This is a genomic window from Rhodococcus sp. KB6 (assembly GCF_001445685.1).
In the GTDB taxonomy this organism is placed as follows: Bacteria; Actinomycetota; Actinomycetes; order Mycobacteriales; family Mycobacteriaceae; genus Rhodococcus_F; species Rhodococcus_F qingshengii.
Genome location: NZ_LNAK01000099.1, coordinates 78,624 through 99,560 on the forward strand (window position 1 = coordinate 78,624; position 20,937 = coordinate 99,560).

Consider the following 20,937-nt stretch of genomic DNA (forward strand, 5'->3'; position numbering starts at 1 on the left):
TGTTACTGGTGGTGCAATTGTTACTGACATCGGGCGCTTGTGCAGCACCTGAATACACAAGTGCCGTCCCGGTTCTCCTTCGAGGAGTCCGGAACGGCACTGGTGAAGTGACTAGGTCACGGGATCGCGCACGATCACCAAGCGTTCATGGTGTCGAGGATCTGGCCGCGAGCCTTCCACAGCTCTGCCGACCAGTACGGCCACGAGTGCGTGCCGTTGGACGGGAAGCTGTAGGTGGCCGGGATACCCAGCGAGTTCATGCGGATCTGGAATGCACGGGTGTTGACCAGGGCGAGAGCCTCGAGACCCATGCCGTTAGCCGTGTTGTAGTAATCGATCGGTGCGCGCGGGTGGTCGTATTCACCGGGCAGGCCGCTTGCCGACGAGATGTACATCGACAGGCCCTGCAGACGCGGTGCGAAGACGAACGGGTCGTTGCGCAGCCAGGACGGGCTCCACGGCGGTCCCCACATGGAGTCGACGTTGAAGCGACCGGCATCGAGCATTGCGACGCGGATTGCCTCGCGCATGCCCGGAGCCGAGATGTTCAGGTAGCCCGACAGCGAGCCGGCGAACTTGAACTGGTCACGGTGGTAAGCAGCCAGCGTCAGAGCAGCGCTGCCACCCATCGAGAGGCCGAGGACCGCGTTGTTGGTGGGCGAGACGCCGTAGTTCGCGAGGAAGTTGGGCAGTTCTTCGGTGAGGAAGGTTTCCCACTTGTACGTGATCTGCTGGCCGTTGAAGTTCGACGGTGCATACCAGTCGCTGTAGAAGCTGGACTCGCCGCCGACGGGCATCACGAGAGTGATGTTGTCGTTGCGGTACTGGTCCATCGCATTGGTCTCGAAGCTCCACGCGTTGGCGTCGTTACGCGCACGCAGGCCGTCGAGGAGGTAAAGGGCAGCGTTTCCGCCGCGAGCGGCCCACTGGACCTGGACCTTGATGTTGCCCATCGAGGAGGGCACCCACAGCTCGTCGTATCCGCCGGAGGGGGCGGTGTGGCTGGGAGCAGTGTGCGCAGGCGCAGCAGAGGCGACAGCACTACCGGCAACTCCTGCAGCAAGGGGGAGCACAAGTGCTGCGGCACCGATGGCCAACGCTCGGTGCTTGAGGCGCTGGGTCAGCCTCTTTCTGGCAAAACGCATGGATACTGCTCTCTCTCTTCGTCTGCGGAACCCACTCGGTGGAGTGGTTCCGGCGGATTCCGTCGGGGAACAGGCTTTTCTGCCAGCCCGAACGAGTTCGGGTCGGCAGCGGACCTCTTCCAAGTCACACTGCGCTCGCTGGACTTTATGTCACAGGTTCAGCTGTGACAAATAGGTGGACCGTTACGTCCCAATCCGCGAGCAACACCGTCATCACCCCTCGGGGGTGATTCAGGTTAGGTGAATCGTCTTCGAGTACATCGTGGCCAATCAATTCGGTGTTACTGAATCGAAATATTCAAACCCTCAACAGTCGGTGATGCTGATCACATCACCTGGGTGACTCCGGTGGAACGAGACCGCAGCGTTCCAATTCGTAGGCCGGAACCCGGTCGAATCGGTACTTCGCGAAGTCGAATGCCTGCTGGAAGTTCTGTTTGAATCTGGCCCAGGTCAGCTCGGAGCGGTACGACGTGAGCAGCTCCTGAGTTTCCGGGCAGGTGATGGCCAGCTTTGCGTCCGCAACCCAGTCTTCGTCGAGGAAGAACGGCAGCCACGGTCGAACGTCGATCATTCCCGTGTCCGCGACCACCCAGTCCGGATAGAGATTCTTGTCGTGCCCGATCCGGCCGTCCTCGAGTCGCTCGGTGTGAGCTGCCAGGGGATACGCCAGCCCCATCTGATCGAGCACCCGAACGTCGAGGCCGACGTTCATGCTCGTCATTCCGAGGTTGAGGAAGAAGACGACGTGCTCGGCCGGCTCTTCGATCGGTCCGGGTGGTGGGACGACGAACCAGGAGTCGTAGCTCGCGGACGGCAGCAGCAGCCCACCCTCCGGAGTCCGCGCGATGGTCTCGACCATGGCACGCATTCGCGGATAGTCGAGGTAGTCCTCGGCCAGGATCGGATGCTTGTGACCGGTGTTGAGTGCGTAGAACGCTCGCTCGTCGACGATTCCCGAGCGACCCACCACGGATCCTTCGGGCATACCCGTCGTGTTCGCGGCGAAGAAGGCCCAGATGATCGTGCCGATCCACAGCACCGCCGAGACTCCGAAGATCGCGGTGTCGCGATTACTTCCGAACGCTGCCCGCGCCGGCACCCGCAACGGAATGACCGCCACCGGGATGAGCAGGCAGAACAGCACCGGCAACAGGACGCGGCCGTGCATGAAGTCGCCGCCGACGCGCAGAGAGTAGATCCCGAGGATCAGCCCACTGCCGAGAATGAAGGTGACAATCGCCCGCGGCGTGCGCAGAAACTGCTGAAAGCGCTGCCACAGCGGGCGTGCGGGTTGATCTGCGGTGGCGGTAGGTGTGTCCGCTCGGCTTCGCCACACGAGCAGCAGCGCACCGATGAGCAGGAACAGCAACGGCAACCAGAGCAGGTACGGCCCGACGAGGTTCCACAGGTACGCAAAACCCTGCGCCCACTTCGCGCCACCGGCGTCCTTCGACACCGCGGTGTTCGGGTACGGCAAGGCGTAATAGCCCATTCGCCAGATCTGATAGCCCACCGGGACAAGTCCGGCGACGACGACGATCAGTGTGCGAATCTTCCAGGTCAGGCCTGCGGAGAGAACGATCATCATCAACGCGGCAGCACCGGGAATCGCCATCTCGGGTCGAACCAGTGGTCCGAGTCCGGCCACGAACGAGAGAGTCAGGATCGACGCCGTGGACGGCGTCGACGCCTGCGCCCACCGAACGAGCAGTACCCACAGGAGCGCGATCCAGAAGATCACCAAGCATGTCTCGAGCCCGGAAGTGGCGAAATCTCGCGCAGGCGGAACCGCGATGTAAACGAGAACACCTGCCGGTACCAGCAGGATCGTTCCGCCCGCCGACGACCGAACGCCGCGGTACAGACGACCGGTGCCGAGCATCGCCAACACGACGGCAGCAGTCGAGAGTACGAGCGCGATCGTCAGAACAACGTATTCGAGACGGATCTGCGTGAGCCAACTGAACGCGTAGACGATGTACGTCCACGCGGTACTCGTGTTCGCCTCGACACGCTCACCCGCGTTGAAGACCGGGCCGTTCCCCGCGAGCAGGTTGCGGACGGTTCGCAAGACGATGAGTCCGTCGTCGGCGATCCAGCGACGCTCCCACGCACCCCAGAACATGAGGGCAGCAGCAAGCACCACCCCGCCGAGAAAAACTCCTCGACTGAGGGTGGTGCGATTCGCCGCAGTGTCGACGTGCGGGTCGGCCTCGGTGCGTGGCTCAGACGAGGTAGACAGCGACACCCACTACTCCGATCCACGCAATCGCGAGGAGTTGCAGCACCCGGTCACCGAGCGCGATCTCCTCAGGCTCTCCGGCTTCGCCGCCGTCGACGTCCACCGCGTATCGCAGCACCGCGATGGTGAACGGCACCATCGAGATGGCGTACCAGTTGGTGCCCTTGATGGCGTCCTGTTGGAACGCCCACAGGCCGTAGCAGAGGACCAGCGTCGTCGCTGCCATCGTCCACACGAAACGCAAGTACGTCATCGTGTAGCTCTCGAGGGACTTACGGATCTTGGCGCCGGTCTTCTCGGCCAACTGCAGTTCGGCGTAGCGCTTGCCTGCCGCCATGAAGAGTGAGCCGAACGCCATCATCAGCAGGAACCACTGCGAGAGATCGATCTCGGCGGCAACGCCACCGGCGATCGCTCGAAGCAGGAAGCCGGACGAGACGATGCAGATGTCGATGACGGCCTGATGCTTGAGACCGAAGCAGTAGGCGAGCTGGATGACGATGTACACGCCCATGACCACGGCGAGTTGCCAGTTGGCCAGGAAGGACAGCCCGATCGCACCGGCAAGCAGCACGACTGCCATGCCGTAGGCGATGTTGACGGGTAGAACGCCGGCCGCGATGGGACGGAATCGCTTCGTGGGGTGAGCACGGTCGGCTTCGACATCCATCGCGTCGTTGACGAGATAGATGCCTGATGCCGCCATACAGAACACGACGAACGCCAGCGCGACGGGCAACAGCACGTCGGCTTCGGTGGCGGTTCCGGCCGCGATGGGCGCTGCCAGCACAAGGACGTTCTTGACCCACTGACGTGGGCGAAGCGCCTTGACGATGCCGGCGGGCAGGGACTTCGGGGGTCCGCTGACCGTAGCCGGTTCCTCGCTCATTTATCTCCACATTTCTGTTCGGCTCTGGCTTCTTCGACCCGGCGAACTACCGCCGCGGATGCGGCTCCCAGTGCCGCTCCGGCGAGTACGTCGGTCGGGTAGTGAACTCCCAGGACCAGACGCGAAAGCATCATCGGGGGCACCAGCAACGCCGGTAAGGGTAGCCCGGTGAGCCGACCGATCAGCACAGCCGCCGCCGTCGTCGACGTCGCGTGTGATGACGGGAAGCTGAGCTTGCTCGGTGTCGAGACGTTGACCTGCACCGAAGGATCGGAAGGTCGCTTGCGCCTGACCACTCGTTTGATCACCACGGAGGCGGCGTGTGCACCGAATGCTCCGACGGCTGCTCCGGCCCATTCCCGTCGACGCGGCTTGTCCACAGCAGCTCCGACGGCAGCGATCGCGATCCACCCGAGGGAGTGCTCACCGAAGTGAGACATACCGCGGGCGACCTTGACGGCTCCCGGCAGCTGCCCGACGGTCGACTGAATCCCGGCCAGAATCTGTACTTCAGGAGATGCCGAAGACACGTTCCCACCTTTCCGTGCTGGTCAGTGAAGGAACGGCGTCCTGGTACTGCTTCTTGAGCTCGGGGAAACGGGCGGCGAGTTCGCGGCGCAACCGTGTTGCTTCCTTGAGCAGTTCGAGCGCGAGTTTCGGGTTTCGCTTGCGGTAGACGACGCCGCGACCGTCGGCCGTGGTGACGGTGACGCCGTCGACCTGCGAGAGCAGGAACCAACGGGCGTCGATGGTCGGAACGTTGAGCTGAGGGCGCTCGAGGTGTTCCGGCTTGGCCGGCTTCACGTTGTGCACTCCGGCCCTGAGGACCCGGGTGATCTTCGCGACGGTCGACAGCGGCAGGCTCACGTCTCCGACATCCGCACCGGAGGGCAGCGGCAACGCAGTCGACGACGGCAGTACGACGGCGTCGGAGAATTCCTTGCGCTGGGCGTGGACCTCACCGAGTGCCGTCGGCAGCATGTTCGCGACGTGCTCGGGTCCGGCGAGGAAGTCCGCGATGGCCTTGTTCTGGATCGCGACGGTGGAGTACTCGAGGCACAGCAGGTGCTTGAGCGTTGCCTTCACCGTGTTGACCACGAGGCCACGGCCGTTGCCCGGCATGTGGAGCGCGGCCACCACCAGACGGTTACGGAGGTGGAAGTACGCCTGCCAGTCGATGGCGTCGTCCTTGTCGCTCCACGCCATGTGCCAGATCGCGGCACCGGGCAGCGTGACGGTCGGGTATCCGGCTTTCTTTGCGCGCAAACCGTATTCGCAGTCGTCCCACTTGATGAAGAGCGGTAGTGGCTGCTTGATTTCTTCGGCGACCTGGCGCGGGATCATGCACATCCACCAGCCGTTGAAGTCGACGTCGATGCGGCGGTGCAGGAGTTTCGATTCGCGCAGCGGCTTCTTCGAGAAATCGTGGTCGTATTCGACGTTCGGTGCCGCGGTCCACATGAAGATGCCGCGGTCGACCACTTCACCCATCACGTGGAGGTGGCTTCGTTCCTGCAGGTTGAGCATCTGCCCACCCACCAGCATCGGCGACTTCGCGAAACGCGAGAACGAAAGCGCACGCAGAATCGAGTCCGGTTCGATCTCGATGTCGTCGTCCATGAACAGGATGTGCTGGCACTGCGTCGTCTTGAGTGCCTCGTACATGATTCGGCTGTATCCGCCCGAGCCGCCGAGGTTGCCCTGATCGTGAATGGCGAGCCGATCACCGAGCGCTGCAGCAGCTTCGGCGAATCCGGGTTCGTCACGCACCTTGCGGGTGCCCTGATCCGGCATGATGACGGCCTTGATCACGTCCGACACCAGCGGATCCGAAGCCAGTGCAGCAAGCGCCTTGACCGCGTCGTTCGGACGGTTGAACGTCGGAATACCAACGGCGACAGTCGCTTCGCCGGGAGCCTCGACGGGCGCGTACCAGCCGCCGCTCTCGACGACCACTGCCGTATCGGTGGTGATGTCGAACCAGATCCAGCCACCGTCCTCGAACGGCGCCAGTTCCACCTCGAACTCGACCGCGGCATCGCCGTCGGCAAATTCCTTGCCTTCCACGTGAATTCGCGAGGAATCCGCCTTGGAACGGTAGATGTCGACGCGGCCGTGGCCGGACAGCTCGAGACGAAGGACCACCGATTTCAGGATGGACCATCGACGCCAGTAGCTGGCAGGGAACGCGTTGAAGTACGTGGCGAACGAGACCTCGGTCTCGGCGCCGAGCGCTACCGACGTGCGCGAGGTCGAGTGCGCCCGCCGACTGTTGGACCAGGACTCTTCCAAGTACAACGTGCGGACGTCGAGCGGCTCACCGGCGCGGGGCAGGATGATCCGCTGAAGCAGGGACTTGCCGAGGTAGGTCACCTCGTCGCCGCTGACGGCATCTTCGCCTTCGAGTAGATGACGTGCGTTCATTCGCTCTCCCCTGCCAATTCCGCACCCGTTTCGAGATGCGGGCGCAGGGTGTTCTCGAACATCGTCAGCGCGCTGGCGATCGCCATGTGCATGTCCAGGTACTGGTAGGTGCCGAGACGCCCACCGAAGAGGACCTTGTTCTCCGCGGTCTCCTTCTTGGCGCGTGAGCGGTACGCGGAGAGCTTCTCGCGATCCTCTGGAGTGTTGATCGGGTAGTACGGCTCGTCCTTCGCCTCCGCGGCACGTGAGAACTCACGCATGATGACGGTCTTGTCGGTCGGGTACTCGCGCTCCGGATGGAAGTGACGGAACTCGTGGATACGGGTGAACGGCACGTCGGCGTCGTTGTAGTTCATGACCGGGGTGCCCTGGAAGTCTCCGGTGGGCAGAACCTCGGTCTCGAAATCGAGGGTGCGCCATCCCAGTGCACCTTCGGAGTAGTCGAAGTAGCGGTCGAGCGGGCCCGTGTAGATGACAGGGGCGTCGGGGCTGGCGGTGCGCAGTTCGTCGCGGACGTCGAAGTAATCGGTGTCGAGGCGGACCTCGATCTTCGGATCCTTCGCCATGTTCTCGAGCCACGCCGTGTAGCCGTCGACAGGCAGGCCCTCGTACGTGTCGTTGAAGTAGCGGTTGTCGAAGTTGTAGCGGACCGGCAGGCGGCTGATGTTCGCGGCGGGCAACTCGGTGGGGTCGGTCTGCCACTGCTTAGCTGTGTAGTCACGCACGAACGCTTCGTAGAGCGGGCGTCCGATCAGGGAGATCGCCTTCTCTTCGAGATTGGAGGCGTCCTTCGAATCGATCTCGCTGGACTGTTCGGCGATGAGGGCGCGTGCTTCTTCGGGAGTGAAGTACCGACCGAAGAACTGCGACACGAGACCGAGTCCCATTGGGAACTGATACGCCTGTCCCTTGTGCAGCGCGAAGACGCGGTGCTGGTAGTTCGTGAACTCCGTGAACTGGGTGACGTAGTCCCAGACCTTCTTGTTGGAGGTGTGGAACAGGTGGGCACCGTACTTGTGGACCTCGATGCCGGTCTCCGGCTCTGCCTCCGAGTATGCGTTTCCCCCCAGGTGGTGACGGCGATCCAGCACCAGCACGCGCTTACCCAGCTGGGTAGCGGCACGCTCGGCGATGGTCAGCCCGAAGAATCCCGAACCGACGACGATCAGGTCGTACTGGGCACGGGCGGTCTCTGAATTTGCAGCGGTCACGATGAACCAGGGTATCGGACCTGTTCGGAAGCCGAGGGTTGGATGCGTCACCAGGGCCGATGCGGCAAGTCAGGACGTTGCAAGACCGATTAGACCGGAAGCACTCGGTGCACCGCTCGACTCGAATTCGATCACGATCGGTTCGTCGACGGGGAAGTGTGCGGGAAGTAGAAGTAGTCCCTCCGACGCGCAGCGTTCGAGAAGTTCGCGGCGGGTGACCCTCGCGATCTCGGGATCCGCGTCGCCGCCCTGGCTGAGGTCCGGGTACAGAAACTGGATCGGATGGTGGATCACATCGCCGGAGATGACGGCGCCGCCGTCGGCAGTGCGAATCTCGATCACGATATGGCCCGGCGTGTGGCCGGGCGCGCTGCGAACGACGACGCGTGTGCCTTCGGACTCGACCAGGACGTGGCCGTCGTCGACCGCCTCCCACTTCGCCCCGTCCAGAACGGGACGGACGCTGTCCTCGAAGGTCTGCGCCAGATCCGAGACCACTCCTTCGTGTGGACCGTCGGCGGCGAGTTGTTGGAGCGCGGCCAGTTCGGTGCGATCGAAAATGTAGGTCGCGCGGGGGAAGGTAGGCCGCCAGGTTTCGGCGTCGAGGGCGGTGTTCCAGCCACAGTGGTCGGGGTGCAGATGTGTGCTGACCACCAGATCGACGTCGTCGACGGACACACCGGTGGCTGCGAAGCGTGAGAGGTAGTCGGTGCCGAACATGTGATGCGGCAAGAGGTTCGGCCGGTGCTTGCTGTTGCCGTTGCCGGTGTCGACCACGATGGCCTTGCCGCCGATTTCCACCAGGTAGGTGTGGATGGCAAGTACGAGGTCACCGCTACCCGCGTCGAAGAACTCCGGTGTCAGCCGCGCCGACGCTTCCTCTACCTCCGCCTCACTCGCCTGGGGAAAGAGCTCTCGCGGCGGAAACGGCCAGTGCGCCAGCTCTGTCAGTTGGGTGACGCGTGCCGACCCGACGTCGATGGTGAAGCTCATCAGTGTTTGCCTTCCGAACAGCTCGATACCGCTTGTGGGCACACACAAAGGCACCCACCGAAATGCTCGGTGGGTGCCTGGTCGGTGTCAATGGTTTTCGACGCCGGTGATCAAAGACTCTTCGCGATGATGCCCTTCATCACTTCGTTGGCGCCGGCGTAGATCTTCTGGACGCGGGAGTCCTCGTACATGCGCGCGATCGGGTATTCACGCATGTAGCCGTATCCGCCGTAGAGCTGCACGCACCGGTCGACGACGGCGCATTGCTGCTCGGTGAGCCAGTACTTGACCATCGCGGCGTCTGCGCCGTCCAGCTCGCCGTTGAGGTGATCCTCGATGCAGTTGTCGAGGAAGACACGGCAGGTGCGTGCGATCGTCTGGCACTCGGCCAGCTCGAAGGCGGTGTTCTGGAACTCGAAGAGGCTGTGCCCGAACGCTTGACGCGCCTTGGTGTATGCAACGGTCTCCTCGACTGCACGCTCGATGGTGCCGATGGCCTGCGCGCCGATGATGAGGCGTTCCTGCACCAGCTGCGCCATCAACTGACCGAAGCCGAGCCCCTCGGACTCACCGAGGAGGTTCGAGACGGGAACGCGAACGTCGGTGAAGGACAGCTCCGACGTATCGGCGCCGTGCTGACCGACCTTGTCGAGCACGCGGCCGACCGCAAAGCCTTCGCAGTCACGAAGATCCACGATCAGGAGCGAGACACCCTTGGCGCCCGCCTTGGGGTCGGTCTTGACGGCAAGCACGATCATGTCTGCGCTGCCACCATTGGTGATGAAGGTCTTCGACCCGTTCACGACGTAGTGGTCACCGTCACGGATCGCGGACGTGGTGATTGCCTTGAGGTCGGAACCTGTTCCTGGCTCGGTCATTCCGATGGCGCCGAGGATTTCGCCCGTCGCCATACCTGGCAGCCAGGCCTTCTTCTGCTCTTCGCTTCCGTACTCGAGCACGTAGTGGGCGACGATGCCACTGTGCACGGAGTTACCGAGCGCATAGTCACCGCAGTAGCCCTGCGCCTCGAAGACAGCGAGATCGTGCGCGAAAGTTCCACCGCCCCCGCCGTATTCCTCGGGAATCGAGCAGCACAGCAGACCGAGCTTGCCGGCTTCGAGCCACACGGACCGGTCGACGCGATGCTGAGCGTCCCACTGCTCACGCTTGGCGATCAGTTCACGATCGAAGAAACCACGGGCCAGTTCGGCTACTGCGGTGATCTCGTCGTCGTGCCACGACGGCTTGCGCTTGGTCGCCATGATCAGACCCGCTTCAGCAGGGCAGCGAGTGCCTGACCGCCGCCGATGCACATGGTGACGATGCCGAATTCGAGGTCGCGGCGAACCATGTCGCGCGCGGCACGCAGGGTGAGGATGGCTCCGGTGGCGCCGACCGGGTGTCCGAGGGCGATCGCTCCGCCGTACGGGTTGGTCTTCTCCGGATCCAGGCCACTGTCACGGATGACGGCGATGGCCTGCGAAGCGAACGCCTCGTTGACCTCGGCGGTGCCGATGTCGGACGGCTTCAATCCTGTTTGTGCAAAGAGCTTTTCGAGAGCGAGCACGGGAGCGTAGCCCATCAGGCCGGGCTCCATGGCTGCCGTCGTGACGGTTTCGAGCGTGACCAGTCCGGTGAGACCACGCTTGGCTGCCTCGGTGCCCGTCGCGAGGACGAGTGCGCCGGCGCCGTCGTTGATGCCCGACGCGTTACCGGCGGTGACGGATCCGCCCTCTTCGAATGCGGGGCGCAGCTTGGCGAGGGTTTCGACGGTGGTTCCGGGCTTGGGATGCTCGTCCTCGGTGACGGTGACGGAGCGCCGACCACCGGTCTCGACGGGAGTGATTTCCTCGGCGAATGCCGCCTTCGCTGCGTCGGTAGCGGCGCGGCGCTGAGATTCGACGGCGAACTCGTCCTGCTGCTCGCGACTGACGCCGTACTTACGGGCGACGGCTTCGGCAGTGCGGCCCATGTGAGCCTTGCTGAACGGGTCGGTGAGCATCGCGACGGTGCCGTCGACGAGGCTGCGATCGCCGAGCTTGTAGCCCGAGCGGGCGGCGAAGTCGTAGAAGGGCATGCGAGACATGCTCTCGTCACCGCCGGCGAGCGTGATGGCAGCTGCACCCCATCGCATCTGCATCGCCGCAGACCACACAGCCTGCAGGCCGCTGCCACAGAGACGGTTGACGGTGTAGGCGGGGACGTTCTCGGGCAGTCCGGCGGCGATGCCGACGCGGCGTGCGTTGTAGGCGTCCGGGCCGACCTGGCCGATGCAGCCCATGACGACCTCGTCGATGTCTTCGGGCGCAACGCCGGCGCGGCTCAGCGCGGCCTTGGCTGCTGCGGCGCCCAACTCGTGCGCGGGTACGTCCTTGAAGACGCCGCCGAAGCTACCGACGGGGGTCCTGGCCCCGTCGACGATGACGATCGGTTCGGGTGTGGTCATGATTGTCCCCATCTGCTGTGCTCACGTCGATTTCTCTGTCCGTGGCCGATACTAGGACATCGAAGTATCTCGCAGATGGGGACGTTGGTGTCAGGGTGTGGGAGCGCTCTCGGCGACGGGCACGACCTCGGCGTCGGTGTCTTTGTGGTTCCGGTAGCGGTAGAGCCCGATACCCACGAGGATCGCTGCAAGTCCCAGGGACACGATCATCTGGCTGCGCGTCGAGTCCAGGGTGAGCATTCCGATGCAGAGCGCGATGATGGCGGCGATCGTGGCGTAGGTCAGGTACGGGAAGAACCACATCTTGAGTTCCAGCTCCTGGCCCGAAGCTTCGAGCTTGCGGCGGGTGCGCAGCTGGGACACCGAGATGACCAGCCAGACGAACAGCGCGATCGCACCGGAGGAGTTGACCAGGAACAGGAAGACCTTGTCCGGGGAGAGGTAGTTCATGCCGACGGTGAGGAAGCCGACGATCGTCGAGACCAGGACAGCGCGCATCGGGACGCCGGTCTTCTCGATACGTGAGAGCGACTTGGGGGCGTCGCCGCGGCCGGCGAGGGAGAAGATCATGCGGCTCGCGGTGTAGAGACCCGAGTTGAGGCAGGACAGAACCGACGTGAGGACGACGACGTCCATGATGTTGCCCGCGGCCGGAATGCCGTAGGAGTCCATGACGGCGACGTACGGGCTGAGTGCAACCGACGCGCTGTCCCAGGGAAGCAGAGTGACGACCACCGCGATCGAGCCGATGTAGAAGATGAGAATTCGCCAGACGACGGATTTGACGGCTGCGCGAACAGCTTCGAGCGGGTTGGCCGATTCACCGGCTGCGATCGTGGCGATTTCGGCCCCGAAGAACGAGAACACGACCACAAGGACTGCGGCGAGCATCGCTCCTGTTCCGTTCGGCAGGAAGCCGCCGTGACCGGTCAGGTTTGTCATTCCGGGTGCTTCGACGCCGGGCATCCATCCGCAGATCGCCACGATGCCCATGCCGAGGAACGCGATGATGGCGACGACCTTGATGGAGGCGAACCAGAACTCGAACTCGCCGAACGACTTGACCGAGATGATGTTGGTCAGCGTCAGCACGATCATCAGAATCAATGCCCAGGTCCACTGGGGAACCCCCGGAACCCAGCGATTCATGATGAGGGCACCGGCGGTGGCCTCGATGCCGAGCACGATGATCCAGAACCACGCGTACAGCCAGCCGATCGAGAAGCCCGCCCAGCGGCCGATGGCCTTGTCGGCGTACGAGGAGAACGAGCCGGTTTCCGGCGACGCTGCCGACATCTCACCGAGCATGCGCATCACGAGGATGACGACGACGCCGGCAAGCGCGTAGGAAATCAGGACACCGGGTCCCGTCTCCTGGATCGCCACACCGGAGCCGACGAACAGTCCGGCGCCGATGACGCCTGCGATCGCAATCATCGACAGATGCCGCTTCTTCAGCGTGTGCTGAAGTGCCGGCTGGTCTGTACTGGACATCAGTACTCCTTGTGGGCTGTTCGGAACGTGGATCTCGGTGGCGCTCTATCCGGAGCGCATTTTCGATAGCGCCAGTGTCGGACCTTCGGCAAGCTCGCGTCAGGCTCCACTTTGTACAAACGTGACCGCAGGCACTACAAAGTGGCGAGTTCGAGGTGTCAGACTGGACTCATGCCCATCACGCTCCGCCAGCTTTGTGCGACCGAACAGTTCGGCCTTCGCGTCCTGGCTGGGCACGACCAGCTCGATCGCACCCTGACCTGGGCACATGTCTCCGAACTTCCCGACCCGACGCCCTTCCTCGACGGCGGTGAACTACTACTCATCACCGGGGTGTCACTACCGACGACGGCCGCGGAAACGACCCGATTCGTACGGACCCTGGTGGCGGCCGGAATTGCCGGAATCGGTTTCGGAACCGGCCTCGGATACGAGCAGGCGCCACAGACTCTGGTGGATGCGGCCACCCGTTTCAGTGTGCCCCTTCTCGACGTCCCATTGCGAACACCTTTCATCGCCCTGACCAAAGCGGTGTCGAAGGCGCAATCCGACGACGACATGAAAGCGCTGCGCAGCAATTACCAGAGCCTGCGGCGACTGCTTCAAGCTGCGGTGACGGTCAACGGCACCCGGGCAGTCGTACGACGGGTGGCGGAATTGATCGGCGGATGGGCGGCTCTACTGGACTCGGCCGGACATACCGTCGAGATCTCACACACCGCCGCGGCCGCCGGAATCGAGCGAACTGCCCCCGAGCGCGACGCCCGCCCGATGGAAGTCAGTTTCCTCACGAGTGAGAACGAGGACGTCATCTCCCATCCGCTGCTGACGTCGAGGGGAAAGCTGATGGGGTACCTCGTCGCCGGCTGCCCCGGCGCCGTCGGTTCACTGAATCAGGGCATCGTCATCGCAGCCGCGTCTCTGCTCACGTTGATGACGGCTCGAACCCGAGACGCACAGCTGACGATGAACCACCTTCGTACCGTTGCGATGCATCAGCTGTTCGAGGGACAGAATGCGCTCGCCCGCAACATCTCCGGGGAACTGTGGGGAGGATTTCCGGTCGAGCCTTTCCAGGTCTTCCACGTAGCGGGCCCGAGTGGCCTGCTCGAGAGCGTGTCCGTCTCACTGCTCGATGGTCTCAGCCGCGATCTGGCGTTCGGCATCACCGACGGTGCACTGATTGCCGTCGTCTCGGCTACCGACAGCGGGCGAATCCTCGCCCGTGTCAACGAAATCGACGTCACCGTCGGCGTGTCGGACATGCTGTGGTGGGACGATCTCTCGCGCGCCAGACGCCAAGCCGCGCAGGCAGCAGCCGAGGCCGGTGCCCGCAACCTGCCTTCGATGCGGTTCGCCGAACTCTCGGAGAGCGGATTGTCCGCATTTCTCGACCAGGATCGCTCGACGGCATTCGCGGCGGCACACTTGCGCCCGCTTCTGGAAGCGAAGGGCGGTAGCGATCTCTACCGGACCTTGGCCATGTGGCTGGCACACAACGGTGTGGGCGACGCCGCGGCCACAGCGCTGAATATTCATCGGCATACGTTGCGCAGCAGACTCGCTCGGATCGAGAGCCTTCTCCAGCTCGACCTCGGCTCCCCCACGGAACGTGCGGAGTTGTGGCTCGAGTACCGCCTGCTCGGCGACGCCCCGACCATCTGACCGACAACCAACGAACCCTGAACGACCTGAAGGGCCTCCGCCGGGTTACGGCAGAGACCCTTCAGAGTCGATACGTGCGAGTCGCTACCGACCGACCTTCCCCTAGCTTCCGCCCGTCGGTATCCACTCGCGGAGCACGTTGGCATCAACTACCTGCGCGCCCAAAACCTTTGTCCAGATGATGGTTCCGTTTTCGTAGACACGGAAAGTGCCTGCTTCGGAGGGCAACTGCATCTCCGGGCCGGCAGGAGCACCGAGAGAGCCGCTTTCACCGCCGAGCTCCCGATACTTCTTCTCGATCTGCGTCTCCGTAACCGTACCCGATGGATCGTCGGATGGCGAATTGGATTCCGGCACTGTCGATTCCGAATCCGGTGCCACTACCACACCCGCACCGTCACCGATGGTGAACCAGTCGGATTTCAGGCCGAGTTTCTGGCGGAACTGAATTCCGGTGGCGCCAACAGTTGCATCTGTTCCGACTACCTCGACTGCCGTCACTCGCCCGCCGTCGGTACCGAATCCGTTGCGCGAGAGAATCTTGAGCGATTGCAGCTCACCCACATCGAAGGCGTCCGCAATCTGCCCTGCGGTCAGATTCACTGTCCAGTCATGATTCGGAGAAAGGGCGTCACCGAGATCCTCGACGGCCGGGAATTCACCGCCGGAGCTGTAACCTCCTGTGGACGAGGAGAATTCGGTGGCAACGATCTTGCCGTCACGCGACAGAACGGCGCCGGCGGTGGACCGGACGGCTTCGGTGGTGCGGGGATCTTCCTTGCCCGCTCCGCCGTAGACCTGGCAGTCCTGAGTGTCGCAGGTGTCGGCGTACGAGCTGCGATGCTCGGTCGCAGCGTACGAGCGTGCTGCCACGGCTTGCGCCCGTAGCGCTTCGGCCCCACCGGAATCGGCCCATTCGGCCTTCGCTTCGACCGGCACCACGCCGAGCAGGTAGTCCTCCATGTCGAGGAGATTGACTGTCCGAGCCGAGCCGTTGTCGAGCACTACGCCGAGGGCGCCTCGATAGGGCGCGTCGTTGTTGCACAGCTTCAGGAACTGGTCGGCGGGTCGATCAGGACCGAGGTCCACCGGGTCCACCCACGGATGGTCGGTGACCGCTTCCCAGACAACCCCGCCACCGCACCCGCTGGTGACCACTACCTGCGCACCGCCACCGGGCAGTGCAGTGAGATGGGCAGCCTCGCCGGGCGCGGTGCGCTGACCGTTGACCACGAGGCCGGCGTCGGAGTAGACGTCGAGCGTCGAGTTGTCCTGGGCCGTGAGCCGCACACTCATCTGGGCAGGCGGCATCGAGTCCAGGACGGTTCCCCCGTAGTAGTGACTGAGGATTCGCTCGCCGGACCAGCCGTCGTTCTTGGCGTAGCCGTAAGCGCCCCACTGGCCCATTCCACGGCCATGTCCGTTGCCGTGCCCGGAGAGCGTGAATTGCGTGTCGGCAGCGACGGCGTGCAGGATCGACGGCTCGTCAGCGCGGATTTGCGTGAAACCTCCGATCGCGACGCCGAGCGCAAGAGCCGGAACGAGACCGAGGACCGAGATCCGCATCAGCGAGGTTCGCCTCCCGGGTCCGCCCACCAGAAAGCGACCTGCGCGACCGGACACAGGCTTCTTACCTGCAGTTCCGCTTCTTCCGCTTCTCGCCATCAATGCTCTCCTCATCGCTACCGGCCTCACGAGTCCGCGAAGTCGGTACTTCGCGCGCAGGCCAGTCCACAACGATTTAACTAAAGTCTCACCCTAAGGTTGAGCGTTATGGACTTTTGTGACTAGTGTGGCAAGAGTGTTTGGAGTTAGCAACACCAGTCACACGAGTCACATCAGCATCACGAGTTGCAGACGTACGCGTCCGAAAACTGGAGTTCAACCCCAGAACATGGCATCCGACCTGCTCGGATCCGGTTTTGAAGGATTCCGTTCACGGCCGTCATCGGCCCTGAAGTTCGCTCGCAAGTAACTACAACCGAGGAGTAATCCCTTGCCACACCGTCGACCGAAGCCCTCGCTCGTACTCGGGGCTGTAGCCGCAGTGGCTGTCGCAAGTCCTTTTGCGGTCTACGGCTTCACGAGCACTACGTCCGATGTACGTTCCGCGAACGAGACGACGTCAGTAGCAGTGCCGACCCAGATCGCAGAGGTGCTCCTCGCGTCGGTGCCCGACATCATCATTCCGGTCAAGGAGCTGACCGGTCTCGATCTCCCCGACATCAACCTCGGTGATCTGAGAAACCTCAAGCTCCCGACCGAAATCCCGCTACCTCCCGGGATCACGCTGCCGACCGAGCTGTTCCCGGCACCCGCTGCTCCCGGCGCCCCGACCGAAACCGCTCCGGTTCCTTCCGAGGAAGAGCCAGGTGCCGTGGTCAAGGAAGTCACCCGCGACACTCCGTTCAGCATGGTCGCGTTGACCTCGGACACCATCGCCTCGGCGCAGTCCAAGGTCCGCGCCCTGGCCGAAGACGGCACCTGGGGCCCGTGGTTCACCCCTGACGCCATCGACTCCGCCAGCTCGGATCAGGCCACCAACTCCGGTACCGCCACCGAACCGGTCTTCGTCGGCGCCACCAAGTCCATCCAGATCCTCACGCCGCAGGGCGCCGCTGCTCCCGCAGCCGAGGTTGTGCCGGCCCCGGCTCCGGAAGCTGCCCCCGCGCCCGCTCCGGAAGCTGCCCCCACTGAAGCACCCGCAGCCACCGGCGAACTCGGGTACACACCCGCTTCGGTGTCCAAGCCGCTTCGCCAGGTGACGACGGCAGCAGATGCCGTCACCGCCGTGTTGATCGACCCGGGTGCCAGCGAGGCAGACAGCAATCTGCAGGCCGTCGCAGCGCCGCTCGGCGGCAGCGGACCGTCCGTCATCACCCGCGCTCAGTGGGGAGCAGACGAGTCACTTCGCTGCGACTCCCCCACCTACGACGACTTCATCGGTGGCGCGACCGTTCACCACACCGCAGGTAGCAACAACTACACGAAGGCCGAATCGGCCGGCATCGTCCGCTCGATCTACGCCTACCACGCACAGACGCTCGGCTGGTGCGACGTCGGATACAACGTCCTCGTCGACAAGTACGGTCAGACCTTCGAAGGCCGCGCAGGCGGACTCGACAAGGCAGTTCAGGGTGCACACGCGGGTGGATTCAACGAGAACACCACAGGTATCGCGATGATGGGCGACTACTCCACCGTCGAGCCTTCGCAGGCGACGCTCAACGCCGTCGGCAAGTTCCTCGGTTGGAAGCTCGGCATGGCCGGACTCGATCCCAAGGGCCGAACGACGATGTACTCCGAGGGCACCGAGTTCACGCCGTACCCGCAGGGCGCAGCAGTCGATCTGCCGATCATCTTCGCCCACCGCGACGTCGGAAACACCGCGTGCCCGGGTGATGCCGCATACGCACACATGAACGACATCCGGAACATCGCGGCCGCGAACATCGGGGGAACGTTGAACCCCTCGAACCCTTCCAATCCGTCGACGCCTGCGCCCAAGCCGACCACTCCGGTCGACACGGTCACCGGTGGCACCGGTTCGTCGATCCCGGATCTGGTCACCCAGATTCTGCAGATCACCGACAATTCACCGCTCGCGCAGAAGTGGATCGCCGAAGGTGGCGAGATCGGACGCCTCGGCCAGGCACTGTCCGGAATTCTGCAGGCGAAGCTCGGCAACCAGGGTGCGCTGTTCCAGAACGGCGCTGTCTACACCTCGCCGAACGGCGGAGTGTTCACCGTGCTCGGCGAGATCTTCAAGTCGTGGCAGAGTTTCGGTTCCGACGCGGGTGAACTGGGATTGCCGATCTCGGACGAGTACTCGATCCCGGACGGCCTGCGAAGCGACTTCGAGAACGGTTCGCTGATCTTCAACCAGATCACCGGCATGGTCACGAAGGTCCTCAAGACCTACAACGAGACCTTTGCCCAGGAAATGGCCAACAGCGCGCCTGTCGGCTGACACTCGAGCAAGACACGTCCTCGGGCGCTGGTGGGTTCTACGACCACCAGCGCTCGAGGACTTTTGCAACCCCGTGTGCCGAATTGGTGTCGGTGACCTCGTCGGCTGCGGCTTTGGCTTCGGGGTGAGCGTTGCCCATGGCAACGCCGAGTCGAGCCATCCCCAGCATCGGGATGTCGTTGGGCATGTCCCCGAAGGCCACCAGACCCGACAGGTCGAAGCCGAACCTCTCCGCGGCGGCAACCAGGCCCGACGCCTTCGTGATGCCCGGCGCCGAGAGTTCGATCAGTCCGTTCTCGGTGGAGTACGTCATGTCGGCGAGCGCACCGACGTGCGGGGCGAGCGTGTCGTACATCGCCGTGCTGGTCATGCCTGGACGGCGAATCAGGAGTTTGACGGCCGGCGCCGCAAGCACTTCGTCCTCGGACATCTCGGTGTTGTCCGGGTTGAGCCAGGCGTGTTCGTAATCTGGTGAGCTGACGAACTGTGGGGTGGCGGCGTCATGTGCGCTCTCCCCCACTCGTTCCGCGGCCAAACCTGCGCCCGGGAGTGCAACCAGTGCCAGCTCGGAGAGTTCGGTGAGTGCGTCGACCGACAAGGTCGCGGCGCTGAGGACGCGGTCGGCGTAGCTGTCGTAGACAACGGCTCCATTGGCGCAGACGGCGAGTGGCGCGTATCCCAAGCCCTCGACGACGGGCGAAATCCATCGCGGAGGACGCCCGGTTGCCAGCAGGAACGGCGTGCCGGATTCGACGACGGCATGCACGGCGGCGCGGGTGCGGGCACTGACCAACTCGTCGTGATCGATGAGGGTGCCGTCGACATCGGTCGCAACCAAGGTTGGGCGGTCAGGGCTGATACGACGGTCTGGGCTCACACCGCCATTGTGCCTGCCCGGTACGACGGTCTCGCTCAGCGCGCCCGCTTCGCGCGTTCCTGTGCGTCCATGGCCGCGGCTTCCTCCGGCGTCGGTGCGCCACCGCCGAGTCGACGAGGCACCCAGTACGCCCCGGGCTCGTGCACGAACCCGTCCTGCACGTGGCGCAGGATTGCATCCATCTCGATGCGCAGAATCTCGCTCAACGCTTCGGCGGGCTCGACCGGATCGATCGGTGCACCCACCTCCACCGAGATCGGGAAATGATTGCGGCCCAGATTTTTCGGTCCGCCCTTGGTGACGATCCGCTGGGCGCCCCAGACGATCAGCGGAATTATCGGAACGCCGGCGTCGATGGCCATCCGAGCTGCTCCGGATTTCATTTCCTTGATCTCGAAGCTCCGGCTGATCGTCGCCTCCGGGTAGACGCCCACCAGTTCGCCCCGTTTCAGGGCGTCGACTCCGGCTCGATACGCCTGCGCTCCGGCAGAGCGATCGACTTCGATGACACCGCATCCACGCATGAGGAAGCCGAGTACCTTGTTGTCCGCCAACTCGGCCTTTGCCATCACCCTGAGCTTGCGTTTCGCGGTACCGACCGCCAGGGCCGCCGGTATGAAATCGAGGTAGCTCGTGTGGTTGATCGCGATGACGGCGCCACCGGACACCGGGACGTGCTCCGTCCCGGTGCGGGTGACTTTCACGCCCTGGAAACCGCTCAAACCACGTGCGACTACCTCGACAGCGGTGTAAACGGGTTCGAAGGACATCGGTCAGCCTTCGGACTTCCGCGCCTCGCGAGCCTTGGCTTTCGCCTCGGCCTCATCGGCATCCATCTTGTCGGCCTGCTCGAGCGTCGGCGCGCTGCCACCGAGGCGGGCCGGCACCCAGTACTCGCCGGCGGGATGGTCGTAGTTCTTCTGCAGATCGAGCAGCAACTCCTGCATCGTCGACCGCAGCTTCGCCGTCAGCTCACTCGCCGGCTCGAAAGGTGCAATCGGCTCGCCGACGGCAATGGAGATGGGAGTGTTGGTGCGGCCCAAACGCTTCGGATAACCCTTCGTCCACACGCGCTGAGCGCCCCAGATGACGACGGGAACGATCGGGACGCCCGCCTCGATCGCCATGCGGGCGGCGCCGGACTTGAATTCCTTGATCTCGAAGCTCCGACTGATCGTGGCTTCGGGGTACACGCCCACCAATTCGCCGCGCTTCAGGAAATCTACGGCCGCCTTGTAGGAGTCGGCGCCCGCGCCGCGGTCGACCGGGATGTGCTTGAGGGCCCGCATGATCGGTCCGGAGATCTTGTTGTCGAAGACCTCTTTCTTGGCCATGAACCGGATGTAGCGCTTCGGGGTCCGTGCCGGCAGTCCCGCATACGTGAAGTCCATGTACCCGGTGTGGTTGATCGCGATCACGGCGCCACCGGACGCCGGGATGTTCTGCTCTCCCTTGACGGAGAACTTCAGGCCCTCGAAAGCGAAGACGGTACGGGCGATGCCGATGACTGTTCTGTAAACGGGATCCACAGTTCGCTAGCGTAGACGGGAATCCGTGATCTGACCCGCAGCAGTTCTG

The 20,937-nt window shown here is 63.7% G+C and carries 16 protein-coding genes; 2 read left to right on the forward strand and 14 right to left on the reverse strand.

Annotation, left to right across the window (positions count from 1 at the left end):
* Positions 1-134: 134 nt before the first annotated feature.
* The 10 genes from ASU23_RS13010 to ASU23_RS13055 form a co-directional block, all read right to left on the reverse strand.
* Positions 135-1,145 carry an alpha/beta hydrolase family protein gene (locus ASU23_RS13010; RefSeq protein ID WP_007731818.1) on the reverse strand — a complete coding sequence of 337 codons (1,011 nt, stop codon included), beginning with the start codon at positions 1,143-1,145 and terminating at the stop codon, positions 135-137.
* Positions 1,146-1,476: 331 nt separating this feature from the next.
* A complete protein-coding gene (zomB, locus tag ASU23_RS13015; RefSeq protein ID WP_058038050.1) occupies positions 1,477-3,396 on the reverse strand; it encodes a flagellar motor control protein ZomB in 1,920 nt (639 codons plus the stop codon).
* Positions 3,374-4,279, reverse strand: a complete 906-nt coding sequence (locus ASU23_RS13020; protein WP_003943808.1) for a decaprenyl-phosphate phosphoribosyltransferase — start codon at positions 4,277-4,279, stop codon at positions 3,374-3,376. Before ASU23_RS13020 ends, zomB begins: the two co-directional genes overlap by 23 nt.
* Positions 4,276-4,809 (reverse strand): phosphatase PAP2 family protein, encoded by a 534-nt coding sequence (locus ASU23_RS13025; protein WP_003943893.1) that lies wholly within the window; start codon positions 4,807-4,809, stop codon positions 4,276-4,278. Before ASU23_RS13025 ends, ASU23_RS13020 begins: the two co-directional genes overlap by 4 nt.
* On the reverse strand, positions 4,790-6,703 hold the full coding sequence (locus tag ASU23_RS13030) for a glycosyltransferase (RefSeq protein ID WP_058038051.1): 1,914 nt from the start codon (positions 6,701-6,703) through the stop codon (positions 4,790-4,792). The genes ASU23_RS13025 and ASU23_RS13030 overlap by 20 nt, the downstream gene beginning before the upstream one ends.
* Positions 6,700-7,914: a UDP-galactopyranose mutase gene (gene glf, locus ASU23_RS13035; RefSeq protein WP_007731822.1), complete on the reverse strand. Its 1,215-nt coding sequence runs from the start codon at positions 7,912-7,914 to the stop codon at positions 6,700-6,702. Before glf ends, ASU23_RS13030 begins: the two co-directional genes overlap by 4 nt.
* A 69-nt stretch (positions 7,915-7,983) precedes the next feature.
* Positions 7,984-8,907: an MBL fold metallo-hydrolase gene (locus tag ASU23_RS13040; protein WP_058038052.1), complete on the reverse strand. Its 924-nt coding sequence runs from the start codon at positions 8,905-8,907 to the stop codon at positions 7,984-7,986.
* A 110-nt stretch (positions 8,908-9,017) separates the two neighbouring features.
* Positions 9,018-10,169: an acyl-CoA dehydrogenase family protein gene (locus ASU23_RS13045; protein ID WP_007731824.1), complete on the reverse strand. Its 1,152-nt coding sequence runs from the start codon at positions 10,167-10,169 to the stop codon at positions 9,018-9,020.
* A 2-nt stretch (positions 10,170-10,171) separates the two neighbouring features.
* On the reverse strand, positions 10,172-11,353 hold the full coding sequence (locus tag ASU23_RS13050) for a thiolase family protein (RefSeq protein ID WP_007731825.1): 1,182 nt from the start codon (positions 11,351-11,353) through the stop codon (positions 10,172-10,174).
* Between the two features lie 90 nt (positions 11,354-11,443).
* Entirely contained in the window at positions 11,444-12,847 is a 1,404-nt protein-coding gene (locus tag ASU23_RS13055) for an amino acid permease (protein ID WP_007731826.1), read from the reverse strand.
* 171 nt (positions 12,848-13,018) lie between these two features.
* On the opposite strand from ASU23_RS13055, the gene ASU23_RS13060 reads away from it, so the two are divergent.
* Positions 13,019-14,512 carry a PucR family transcriptional regulator gene (locus ASU23_RS13060; protein WP_003943944.1) on the forward strand — a complete coding sequence of 498 codons (1,494 nt, stop codon included), beginning with the start codon at positions 13,019-13,021 and terminating at the stop codon, positions 14,510-14,512.
* A gap of 102 nt (positions 14,513-14,614) precedes the next feature.
* Here ASU23_RS13060 and ASU23_RS13065 read toward each other — a convergent pair whose 3' ends face one another.
* Entirely contained in the window at positions 14,615-16,177 is a 1,563-nt protein-coding gene (locus ASU23_RS13065; RefSeq protein WP_030535824.1) for a SpoIID/LytB domain-containing protein, read from the reverse strand.
* 331 nt (positions 16,178-16,508) lie between these two features.
* Here ASU23_RS13065 and ASU23_RS13070 point away from each other — a divergent pair, with 331 nt between their 5' ends.
* On the forward strand, positions 16,509-18,482 hold the full coding sequence (locus tag ASU23_RS13070) for an N-acetylmuramoyl-L-alanine amidase (RefSeq protein WP_058038053.1): 1,974 nt from the start codon (positions 16,509-16,511) through the stop codon (positions 18,480-18,482).
* A gap of 37 nt (positions 18,483-18,519) precedes the next feature.
* Here ASU23_RS13070 and ASU23_RS13075 read toward each other — a convergent pair whose 3' ends face one another.
* The 3 genes from ASU23_RS13075 to ASU23_RS13085 are packed head-to-tail and all read right to left on the reverse strand — an operon-like array spanning position 18,520 to position 20,888.
* Positions 18,520-19,341, reverse strand: a complete 822-nt coding sequence (locus ASU23_RS13075; RefSeq protein ID WP_037131235.1) for a Cof-type HAD-IIB family hydrolase — start codon at positions 19,339-19,341, stop codon at positions 18,520-18,522.
* 53 nt (positions 19,342-19,394) lie between these two features.
* Entirely contained in the window at positions 19,395-20,129 is a 735-nt protein-coding gene (locus ASU23_RS13080) for a 1-acyl-sn-glycerol-3-phosphate acyltransferase (protein WP_058038054.1), read from the reverse strand.
* A gap of 3 nt (positions 20,130-20,132) precedes the next feature.
* The gene (locus tag ASU23_RS13085; protein ID WP_003943903.1) at positions 20,133-20,888 is read right to left on the reverse strand and encodes a 1-acyl-sn-glycerol-3-phosphate acyltransferase; all 756 of its coding nucleotides are present in this window, start codon (positions 20,886-20,888) and stop codon (positions 20,133-20,135) included.
* Between the last annotated feature and the right edge of the window lie 49 nt (positions 20,889-20,937).